The organism is Pseudomonas asuensis, assembly GCF_014646755.1.
Lineage (GTDB): Bacteria > Pseudomonadota > Gammaproteobacteria > Pseudomonadales > Pseudomonadaceae > Chryseomonas > Chryseomonas asuensis.
Genome location: NZ_BMNW01000029.1, coordinates 1 through 9,944, shown reverse-complemented (window position 1 = coordinate 9,944; position 9,944 = coordinate 1). Strand labels below are relative to the sequence as shown.

12 protein-coding genes and 3 pseudogenes are annotated in these 9,944 nt (G+C 55.2%); 9 read left to right on the top strand and 6 right to left on the bottom strand.

Annotated features, from left to right (window positions below):
• On the top strand, window positions 1–883 hold an 883-nt coding region (locus IEX86_RS23985), incomplete at its 5' end, for a hypothetical protein (RefSeq protein WP_188868672.1).
• A gap of 134 nt (window positions 884–1,017) precedes the next feature.
• On the opposite strand, the gene IEX86_RS23980 is transcribed toward IEX86_RS23985, so the two are convergent.
• On the bottom strand, window positions 1,018–1,293 hold the full coding sequence (locus tag IEX86_RS23980) for a hypothetical protein (RefSeq protein WP_188868671.1): 276 nt from the start codon (window positions 1,291–1,293) through the stop codon (window positions 1,018–1,020).
• Window positions 1,294–1,425: 132 nt separating this feature from the next.
• Between IEX86_RS23980 and IEX86_RS23975 the strand changes: the two genes are divergently transcribed.
• The 4 genes from IEX86_RS23975 (at window position 1,426) to IEX86_RS23960 (ending at window position 2,765) form a co-directional block, all read left to right on the top strand.
• Window positions 1,426–1,623 (top strand): hypothetical protein, encoded by a 198-nt coding sequence (locus IEX86_RS23975; protein ID WP_188868670.1) that lies wholly within the window; start codon window positions 1,426–1,428, stop codon window positions 1,621–1,623.
• 94 nt (window positions 1,624–1,717) lie between these two features.
• A complete protein-coding gene (locus IEX86_RS23970; protein WP_188868669.1) occupies window positions 1,718–1,897 on the top strand; it encodes a hypothetical protein in 180 nt (59 codons plus the stop codon).
• 71 nt (window positions 1,898–1,968) lie between these two features.
• Window positions 1,969–2,178: a hypothetical protein gene (locus IEX86_RS23965; RefSeq protein WP_188868668.1), complete on the top strand. Its 210-nt coding sequence runs from the start codon at window positions 1,969–1,971 to the stop codon at window positions 2,176–2,178.
• A 185-nt stretch (window positions 2,179–2,363) separates the two neighbouring features.
• The gene (locus IEX86_RS23960; protein WP_229685488.1) at window positions 2,364–2,765 is read left to right on the top strand and encodes a HigA family addiction module antitoxin; all 402 of its coding nucleotides are present in this window, start codon (window positions 2,364–2,366) and stop codon (window positions 2,763–2,765) included.
• Window positions 2,766–2,811: 46 nt separating this feature from the next.
• Here IEX86_RS23960 and IEX86_RS23955 read toward each other — a convergent pair whose 3' ends face one another.
• The 4 genes and pseudogenes from IEX86_RS23955 to IEX86_RS23940 all read right to left on the bottom strand — a co-directional run bounded on the left by IEX86_RS23955 (window position 2,812) and on the right by IEX86_RS23940 (window position 6,625).
• Entirely contained in the window at window positions 2,812–2,949 is a 138-nt protein-coding gene (locus IEX86_RS23955; protein WP_188868667.1) for a hypothetical protein, read from the bottom strand.
• A gap of 247 nt (window positions 2,950–3,196) precedes the next feature.
• Window positions 3,197–3,766: a YjaZ family protein gene (locus IEX86_RS23950; RefSeq protein WP_188868666.1), complete on the bottom strand. Its 570-nt coding sequence runs from the start codon at window positions 3,764–3,766 to the stop codon at window positions 3,197–3,199.
• A gap of 84 nt (window positions 3,767–3,850) precedes the next feature.
• A pseudogene (locus IEX86_RS23945) lies at window positions 3,851–4,865 on the bottom strand (phage portal protein).
• Window positions 4,865–6,625, bottom strand: a complete 1,761-nt coding sequence (locus IEX86_RS23940) for a terminase ATPase subunit family protein (protein WP_188868665.1) — start codon at window positions 6,623–6,625, stop codon at window positions 4,865–4,867. The pseudogene IEX86_RS23945 and the gene IEX86_RS23940 overlap by 1 nt, the downstream one beginning before the upstream one ends.
• Before the next feature lie 180 nt (window positions 6,626–6,805).
• Here IEX86_RS23940 and IEX86_RS23935 point away from each other — a divergent pair.
• From IEX86_RS23935 to IEX86_RS23925, 3 genes and pseudogenes are all read left to right on the top strand, one after another.
• Window positions 6,806–7,267, top strand: a pseudogene (locus IEX86_RS23935) (GPO family capsid scaffolding protein); the annotation flags it as partial.
• Between the two features lie 45 nt (window positions 7,268–7,312).
• Window positions 7,313–8,704 carry an IS3 family transposase gene (locus tag IEX86_RS23930; protein WP_188868663.1) on the top strand — a complete coding sequence of 464 codons (1,392 nt, stop codon included), beginning with the start codon at window positions 7,313–7,315 and terminating at the stop codon, window positions 8,702–8,704.
• Window positions 8,705–8,926: 222 nt separating this feature from the next.
• Entirely contained in the window at window positions 8,927–9,322 is a 396-nt protein-coding gene (locus IEX86_RS23925; RefSeq protein ID WP_188868662.1) for a hypothetical protein, read from the top strand.
• On the opposite strand, the gene IEX86_RS25285 is transcribed toward IEX86_RS23925, so the two are convergent.
• Window positions 9,311–9,592, bottom strand: a complete 282-nt coding sequence (locus tag IEX86_RS25285; RefSeq protein WP_229685489.1) for a hypothetical protein — start codon at window positions 9,590–9,592, stop codon at window positions 9,311–9,313. The genes IEX86_RS23925 and IEX86_RS25285 overlap by 12 nt on opposite strands.
• Between IEX86_RS25285 and IEX86_RS23920 the strand changes: the two are divergent.
• Window positions 9,473–9,750: pseudogene (locus IEX86_RS23920) on the top strand (transposase zinc-binding domain-containing protein); the annotation flags it as partial. The gene IEX86_RS25285 and the pseudogene IEX86_RS23920 overlap by 120 nt on opposite strands.
• Window positions 9,751–9,944: the final 194 nt, after the last annotated feature.

The window sequence follows — 9,944 nt, the reverse complement described above, 5'->3', positions numbered from 1 at the left end:
AACACGAGCAGTACTCAACAGGGAGTTTGGGCTTGTACTGGTAGGCGAATCAGGACAGATGAGGCTTACGCCCACCCTTGCCGAGCATAGTCAGCTCATGGCCTCGTTGCCACAAAGCCTAACGACATATGAACGCTCACATATCAACCGTTTCCTGTGCCACCTGGAGCAACAGGGCCAGACCTGGTCGCAGCTCCGACCTGACCCTACTGATCTTCGTCCCGCCGGGCTCGAACGCGCGGTTAACGAAGGGATCAGTCAGCATGGTTTACATAATCAAACACGAGCAGTACTCAACAGGGAGTTTGGGCTTGTACTGGTAGGCGAATCAGGACAGATGAGGCTTACGCCCACCCTTGCCGAGCATAGTCAGCTCATGGCCTTGCTGCCACAAAGCCTAAGTAGACAAGAACGCTCACATATCAATCGTTTCCTGTGCCACCTGGAGCAACAGGGCCAGACCTGGTCACAGCTCCGACCTGATCCGACTGATCCTCGTCCCGCCGGGCTCGAACGCGCGGTTAACGAAGGGATCAGTCGGCATGGCCTACAACCCAGCACACGATCATCGCTCAACAAGGCGTTGGGGCTTGTGCTGGTAGCCGAATTGGGAAAGGTAAAGCTTAAGCCCACCCTTGCCGAGCATAGTCAGCTCATGGCCTCGTTGCCACAAAGCCTAACGCCACAAGAACGCTCAAAGATCAATCGCTTCCTGTGCCATCTGGAGCAACAGGGCCAGACCTGGTCGCAGCTCCGACCTGATCCGACTGATCCTCGTCCCGCCGCGCTCGAACGCGCGGTTAACAAAGGGGTCAGTCAGCATGGCTTAAACCGCGGCACACGAGCAGCGCTCAATGGGGCGTTTGGACTTGAATTGAAATAAGTGCACCAAAATAGCGTTGAGAGCCTCGCGCATGGGGGTTACTTTCTGGTCAGTCTGTTAAGTATCGATATTTCCCTAGGTGTAGTCTATGGGGCATACCCTAGTGACTACAGTGCTTTGCCTTCGAGTTACTACTAAATTTCCCCAATGCGTCGTTGCTCTATAAGCCTCATGTAAGCATCGACGTAGCGTTGGGTGCCTCGGCCAAGCCGCTCCAAATGAAACTGTCCATTCACTTCTAATTCAACCCACCAAGCTGAATTACGTGTTTTGCGTCCGGCCAGATATTCAACTCTTGCATCGCTTGTATACGTAATCGTTTCGCAGTACGGCAGCCGCTCTTCTACCTCCTTCATCCATCGCAGCCTATCCCTCTCTTTAGCCGCTGCTTTTATTTCAGTCATCTTCATATAGGTTCATTCCATGTTAGTAGTCATGTCCTCAATGACGGATGCCCTAATGAAAACATACTTCTTGCCTCTCTTTTGAATTATATATATAATTCAAAAGAGAGGCAGTGGCCTTGTTAGAAAGGAGAAGCGATGGAAGACAAAGGACAAACAAAGGAAGAGCTAGAACGACTCAAGCTGATTCAGGACATAAGAATCGGAATGTTAAACGAGGAAAAAACCAAAGCCGAAACGGCAAAGCTAAAAAGGGAGGCAATCGGTTACTGGGTAGTCATCCTAAGCGGTCTGATCGGTGCATTAGGTGTTCTGCTAAACAACCTTCACAAATGATCCAAGCCCCCGCCGAAAGGCGGGGTTCTATACAGTAAAGGCACTAAGGGCTATAGTTTTCCCATAGGCGAACGCCACGCGATAGGAGGCAACCATGCCGACCAACGAAAAAGACATTATTAAGGAACTGCAGCAGCTGCAGGCCGAAAGCGACGCGCGTGCCGCAAGTTTCAGCAGTCCCGCATGGTTTATAAAGCCAGTTCTGGTAACTGGTGCGGTGTGGACTGTTGCGGCGCTGCTTTGGGTTGTGGCTCCTAAGTTTCTAGGTCACTAAGCGGGCCAGCTGGAAAAAGCCGCTCTTCGGAGCGGTTTTTTTTGGCCTTCATATTGGAAGGGTTAATCTCAATGACAGAAAAAACAGCAAGAGGCGGCGCTCGTGCAGGCGCTGGGCGCGCCGCCGATTTGCCAGAAGGCATTAAAACTCAAAAGCGGCTTATGACGTTGGACGATGAAACTTATCAGCTATTTGTTGAGCTAGGAGAGGGAAATGCCAGCCGCGGTGCTCGTAAAGCAGCAAAGCTTTTAGCAGAACTTCAATCCATAGATAGGTCGTAGTCTTGAAACCTTTAAGCTATGAGCTGTGGCGGAATGCATATACCCATCTGCGAATCGCTTAAGATCAGCTCATTGCAAATATGCTAATTTGTAAGTGCTGCCGGCAATGCCTATCTAAATTCGAATCGCTGTTATCTTTGATAGCCAGTACCGGCAGTTCTGCTTTAGATCATGAATGGATGTTTATGGCTATGCACAAAAATGGAATGCGCCCAATTCATCCAGGAGAAATTCTGCGAGAAGAGTTTCTAAACCCGTCGGTTACCTTAACTGCAAGTTTTGCTCAGACAATCTCTATTCCAGAAACCACACTGAACGAAATCCTGTGTGAGCGTCAGGAGATAACACCTGACCTGGCTCTGCTACTCAGTAATGCTTTAGGCACTACAGCTAAGTTCTGGATGAACCTTCAAAGCGCGTACGATTTACGCGTGGCCGAACTGGCAAAGGGCGACGACTCGTGGCATTCAGAATCAATTCGAGAGGGGTTGGCCGAGGCCGAAGCCGGCCAGATAACCGACCTTGAGGATATCAATTCCAAATGGATAGGCCGTGCTAAAGCGCATTTATCCAAAGACAGTTCATAGAAAGCCTCCATTTGGAGGCTTTTTCGTAAAGCAAGCAGGTAGCCTATCAAGCCTGTAGCGCAGAAATAACGTGGGTTGGGTCTTTCTCAACCTCGAAGATGCGGGAGGGCTCCCGCTCCCCCGCAACGATTTCGTTCATCTGCTCCATGCTTTTGACCAGATCATCAAAGAGTTCTTTGTCCATATTTACCACCTCTCATTCAGCTTTCTCGTCTGGATAGCAGGTCGTCCTTAATGTTTTTAAGCATAACTTATGCGATAGAAGGTGACGTCAAAAGTTGACGTGGGCAACACCTTTTAGGAAACTGTATCCATAGGTAGCGCTGACCGGTGAGAGCGCCCGCCCACCTCGAAAGAGGCCCGCACCCTAGAGTGGGATAACCAAGAGGCTCCGGATTAAAAAACCCCGCCATCGTGCGGGGTTTTGCTTTTTAGCGAGGAGGTGGCTTGATGGGCTTACCTTGTAGTCTGTTTAACAGGATGAAGTGAAACTTGATCGGCTTGGTGTACTTGAGTGGGTCGTATCGTTCATGAGCACTGTTCACAAACAAGTTCAGGTCTGCTCGATCAGCTCTTCCTGCCTTGGTCACAGTGAAGAACACTGCGTACTCCAAGGTTCTTCCCTGATAAGGTACCTCTAACGTTACGAATTCTTCCCGGCCTGTATGCATACAGCGCCGCTCCGCGAGCGTTGCAATGATTCCCGGCAGTTGCTTCGAAAGCTCCCAGCGAATCTGGCAGAAAACTCGACGTTCTCGATTGTCCTGATACCAACAATCATCGCTAACCCTTTCGCTTGGCAGTGGATCTCTGGCAAAACAGTGCAGCCCAAAGGAGACGTTTATGCGTATCTTTCTTTCAGGCACGGCTGGATGCTTGTCGCTTTTTTCCTTTCCAGGAATTACCACCTCCCAAATATAAGGATGTAGGTGATTTAAGTCGTAGCGCACCCCTCCAACGATTGCTGTCGTCCAGGCAATACCGCTTGTTGGTCTTCCCATCACTGCTGGCCACTGTTGAATCGATTGGCATATTCTGCCATGTGATGCTGGACTGATTCTTACTCATTGGGCTTTTGGACTGAGCTATTGAGGTACAGCGAGCTCGTAGGGTCTAAAGCGGATCACCTCATCACCGATCCACTCGTTGAGCTGGGCCAGGCGCGCCTGGACGGGTTCGAGTTCGTTGGCCGCATACCCGGATCGAGCCAAAGCCCCCGGCGTTTTGCGGAACGATGCCCATCAGCTGTGGCGGGATGCGCAGGCCCGCAAGCATGTCGTCGCGGCTGATGTTTTTGATCGAGCCGAAGTCATCCTTGGCCGCCACCTCGCTGATCGGAATGAGCTGGATGCCGTCCTTTTTGCCGTTGGGCGAGTACATGAACAGGTTGCGGAAGTTGCTCGGTCCCTTGGCTGACTTGAGCGCCTGCCGCATGGCGTCCACGTCGCCCTCGTTCTGGGCCGGGTCGGTCATGTACAGGATGAAGCCGGCGTGGCTGCCGTTGTTGTAATACTTACGGCGGAAGAGGGTAGCCGACTCGTTCAAGAGCGCCGACTGCAGCGCGGCGATCCACTCCGGCAGGCCATAGATCTCCTGGTTAATGTCCACTTCGCGTAGGTGATAGATCGAGCCCGGCTCAAAGGCGTGCTCCTCCCTCCAGGCCTGAACCATGTAGAACTGATCGTCCTTGCCGCGGCGCATGTACTTAGCCAGGGCAGGGGAGAGCGTGAGCGTGCTGCCCAGCATCGAGCGGCGGCGTTCCAGGTAGGCATTGCCAAAGGTCAGCCAGTCCAGGACCAGCTGCTCGAAGGCCGCGCGGCTCAGGAGCTTATGCGGGATAAAGGTGCGGGCCAGCATGTTGCGTTTGAAGTTAAGGCCCGACTGCAGGTACACGCTGGCCCGCACTGATTTAGCCAGACCATCAAACGAGAGCGGCGGGTCGTAGTAACGGCCGTTGTACCAGCATTCCAGGTAATCGAGCACTTCGCGGCTGTCTAGTACCGGGACGGCATCGCCAAAGGTAAAGGCTTCGATACCGGCCGGGCTTGAGGTATGGCCTGCCACCAGCACCGGTGGCAGATCCTGAAGGGTAGTGCTCATCAGTGAATCTCCATAAAGCCGGTATTGGCAGCGGTCTGCCCTTCAAGCGGCTCGTTGTGTAAGGCGTGAAATAAGGCCCAGGCGAGGTCCGCATGGCCGGTCTCTTCATTGCGCCCGGCGGTATAGGTGAACTGCCGGCCGCTTGCGGTCACGGTCTTGCGGATGGCCATCAGCGCGGCGGCCATGTCGGTCCAGCCGGCGTCGAATTCGAGGCGACCGTTCTTGAGGACGTCAAACGCCTTGAGGACCAGGCGCGTCTTGACCTCGGGCGAGTAGTTAAAGGTGGTGACGGCGGGAAAGAACTGCTTTACCAGCTGGGCCACGCCGGCGCCCATGCCGGTGGTATCAATGCCGATATAGGTCACCCAGTAACGCTGCGTAACCTTGCGGATAAATTCAGCCTGGGCGGCAAAGTCCATGCCCTTGAACTGGTGACGCTCCAGGATCCGGAACTTGCCTCCCGGAACGAGCGGCGGAGCCACAACCACCAGGCCAGCCATATCGCCCGTTTCGGCCGGGTCATAACCAATCCAGACCTGACGATCCCCCAGGGGACGGGCCGCAAACGGTTTGTAGTCCTCGGCCCATTCGACCCAGCTGTCCACCATGCACGGCTGCAGCATGATCAGCGGGAAGATGGAGTCGCCATCGTTGACGAACTCGCACATCAAAAGGTTCTGGAAGGCCTCGGCTGCATATTCCATGCGCAGCTCTTCCAGGTCGAACAGGTCGCAGCCGCGCGCCTCGGCGTCCAAGATGGTGACGATCTGACGCCATATCTTGTCCTCGCACAGTCGGCCCTGCTGCAGGGCATCGTGTGACACGTCGATCTTGAGGTGCTGCGCGGTCGGTTTGCCCTTGTTCAGCCGTTCGCCGGTCCACCACTTATAGGCTTCATGAGCGATGCTTGAGGGCGTCGAGAAGTAGGTCTTTCGCCACTTCTTGTGCAGGGCCATGCCTGAAGCGACCTTGTTCAGCTCCTCGAACTTGTAGGTCCAGAAGAATTCGTCGAAATAAAAATTGCCCGAGCGGCCCTGGGCGGTGCGGGCATTGGTGCCCAGAAAATGCAGCTCGGCATTGTTGGGCAGCACGATGGGGTCGCCGGTGAGCTGCCGGCCGAGCACTTCATTGACGAAGGCTTGCATGTAGTTCTTGAACTGATGCGCCTGGGCTTTACTGGCTGACAGGAAGATTTGGTTACGGCCAGATACCAGGGCATCGATCAGGGCTTCGCGGGCAAAGTAGAACGTGGCCCCGATCTGACGTGATTTCAGAATCATTCGGGTCCGCTGGTTCATGGTCCGATACCAGTCTTTCTGGTAGTCGAAGCAGCCGTCCACAAAGGCCTCGGTCAGCTTCTCGATGTCCTCCTCGCTAAAGTCGTTTTTCTTCGGCGGCTTTTTGGGTCCCTCGTTACGCTTAGCCAGGTTCGGATTCAGCTCGGTCTCGGTGCCGCCGTCCTTGAAGCGCTGGATGCGTGCCTGCCGCTCCAGCTGCCGGTGCAGGAGATCAATCTCCTTGAAGTCACCACCGGTCTTGGCCTCTTTCAGGATCAGCTGCACCAGACGCGCCTCGAGCGCTCCGCCGATGCGTTCGACGTTGTCGGCCCGGTCCCATTCATCGCGGGTCTTCCAGCTGTGCAGGGTCTTTTCTTTCTCGCCGGTGGCCTCGGTGATTTCGGAGATCCGCCATCCCATCCAGTAGAGAAACTTGGCTTGGCGGCGCGTATCCATCGGCAGGGTAAGGGTGGCTTCGTTCATGACAGGACTGGCTGTGTTTGATGGCTGTCAGTCTGCGGCCTCATCCCTCATCTGCTTAGCACCGCATCTTGTAAACGGCCGATCTACAACCCCGGCTCGTTGCTGCGCCTCCCTCACAAAACGACCATGCCCTTACTGCCACCGCACCCCGCGATCCCCCCGCATTGAGGACCTCACGGCATGAGCACTAAAAAGAAATTCCGTTCCAAGCAGTTCCGTGTTGCCGTCGAAGGCGCAACCACGGACGGCCGCACCATCGAGCGCAGCTGGATTGAGCAGATGGCCGCCAATTATGACCCCAAGGTCTACGGCGCGCGCATCTGGATGGAGCACTTCCGCAGCACGCTGGCCGACTCTCCCTTCCGCGCCTATGGCGACGTCTTGGCCCTGTCGACGGGCGAAGTCGAGATCAGCGGCGAGAAAAAGCTGGCCCTATTTGCCCAGATCGAGCCCACCGACGACCTGGTAAACATCGTCAATAACTTAAAGCAAAAGGTGTACACCTCCATCGAGGTCAACGAGAAGTTTGGCTCTAGCGGCCAGGCGTATCTGGTGGGTCTGGCCGTCACCGACAGCCCAGCCAGCATCGGCACCGAGATGCTCAGCTTTGCGGCTCAGCATCCGGACATGAGCCCGCTCAAGTGAACTGACCCCCGAAAGTTGGACACAACCTTCGGGGGTTTCTTTATGGCGAAGTACTCGCTTCAGTTCAAACTCATGGTCATTCGCGATTATCTCGAAAGCGCTGATGGCTTCAGCAGGGTTTCGCATCGGCACAATGTAGAGAGAGGCCTGGTCCGCACCTGGGTCGCCGCTTTTCAGCTTCATGGCGAAGCAGCCCTCACGCCCTCCCGCTCTCATTACACTACGGCCTTCAAGCTCGCTGTTCTCAAGCGACTGTATAAAGAAGGCTTGTCCTACCGTCAGGCCGCTGCAATCTTCAACATTGCTAACAAATCAAGCGTGATGCATTGGCAGCAGCAATACGAACGAGATGGTCTGACCGCCCTGACTCGAAAGCGACGAGGAGCCGACGTGAAAGAGCGCAACGCGTCTGTCATCGAAACGCTCAATGGTTCAAATGATGCCCAGCGTACCCAACAAGAACTCACCGACGAGATTGTTAGGTTGCAGCTGGAGAATGCCTATCTCAAACGAGCTAAAAGCCTTGGCTCAACGCCGGCAGCGCTCAGCACTCGTGAGAAGACACAGATCGTTATAGAGTTAAGGCGACACTATCCTCTAGCAGCCCTGCTTAAAGCGGCGGGCCTGGCCCGCAGTACCTTCTACTATCAATCCAAGGCATTGGCTGCTGCTGATAGATACGCTGGGCTCAAAAGCGCTATCAAAAAGCTATTTGAGCGTCATAAGGGCCGCTACGGTTATCGCCGTATCACCGCAGCCTTACGCAACCAGGGAGCCCTTGTGAATCATAAAACCATTCAGCGCTTGATGGGGATCCTGGCACTAAAGTCATCGATTAGACGCCGCAGTAAGTACAGGGCATACCGAGGCGCAACAGCCAGGATTGCTCCTAATCAGCTTAATCGCAACTTCTCAGCCGGGCGGCCTAACGAGCGATGGGTGACGGACATTACCGAGTTCAATGTAGCCGGCCAGAAGCTGTATCTGTCACCGGTTCTGGACCTGTACAACCGCGAGATCGTGGCCTATGAGATGGCTCGGCGACCTGTATTCGACATGGTCCGAGACATGATCGGCAAAGCCTTCCAGCGCTTAAGACGCAACGAGGCTCCCCTCTTGCATTCGGATCAGGGCTGGCACTATCAGATGCCTGCCTTTGGCCGCCTTCTGGAACGGCGTGGCCTTACCCAGAGCATGTCACGACGCGGTAACTGCTTGGACAATGCAGCCATGGAAAGCTTTTTTGCCGTGCTCAAGTCCGAGCTGTATGACCGGGAATCATTTAACAACCTGGCTCAGTTGGAGGAGGCGCTGCGCGGTTATATCCGCTATTACAACCACCACCGGCTAAAGCTCTCCCTCGGGGGGCTGAGCCCCGTTCAGTTCCGGCACAATAACTCAAGCGCTTCTATTACAAGCAAGGTTCCAGCCTAACGCCAAAAGAGGTCAGACCCGGTAAGCCATGGAATCAAAGAGGGCGCAGGTACCTCTATGAACTTGGCAGCCTATGGCTGCAAATGGGTCCGTGCCCGCTTTAGACGTGTTATCTGGCCCATGTGCCTGACCCTCTTCGGAACCCCCTGAACGCTTTCGGCCACCCACTGGATCAAGGCCACTTCCTGCGGCCAGTTAATCATCTAAAACAGGCCAGGCACAGTGAGTCCCCTTCTATCAGGTATCCCCACCCAGCACTACACCGGCTCAATCAATACCGACCAGCCATCGGCAGCCGCACGTTCGCCCACCCCGCATGCTCACCTCGCAGCGCTCTCGCTGACCAGCCTGAGCCCCAACGCACACCTCGCATTGGACCAGACCGAAGCTCAGCCCAACAACCACCATCAGCTCATGGCACTGCTGGCCCGTAATGGCATCGCCGACGGCACCATGCACCTACGCTCAACTCAAGGTGCAGACGCTCATTATGAACAGCAGGTCAACGTCCTACCGGAAAATGATGTTGCCAATCTCACCGTACGCACCCGATTGAACGAGCAGGCCCAATATGACATCGCCGGCATTGATCTGCATGTGCCTTCATCAGGCAGATAATCGTCGCATCACGGCCCAGCTGCAGGCTGCGCGTGAACAGCAATAGTCTGGGTCGCCCGCCAACACTCCAGCGTCCGTTTCAGCCGGTCCGCTGGCTTCAAACTTCGCCCGCTGAAGAATTTGTCCAGGGCCAACGGCTGCTGGGCAGGATTGCTGGAGGCCGGCGGGCTGCGGGAGATCGAAGTGGAGTCGGTGAACAAAATGCTGACCGGCGGCACCTCGATCCTGGGCGTCAAGCACTACAGCTGCGGCAATGAGCATTGCTCGCATATCAAAGACCTGTGCAACACGTGCCACTGCCGGCCTGTCCGTCCTGCGGCAAAAAGGCTACCGATCAGTGGATCGCCGTCCAGAGTAACCGCTTGCCTGACTGCCCCTGGTACCCCCTGGTGTTCACGCTGCCCGACACGCTGTGGCCGCTGTTCTTTCTCGTGTGTGGCGTCCTTAGACAGAGCGGTTCCAGAAGTCAGCCATGGGGTTTTGGGCCTGTCATTAGGGGACGACAAGCAGACTCCCCTGGAACCCAGGCGCTAAGGGCTACCACACAGAACCTTTAATACGCCATAAGGACCCTCTGCATGAACCTCGTTAGCGCCTCGACCTCGCCCCTTTCGCTAGCCTC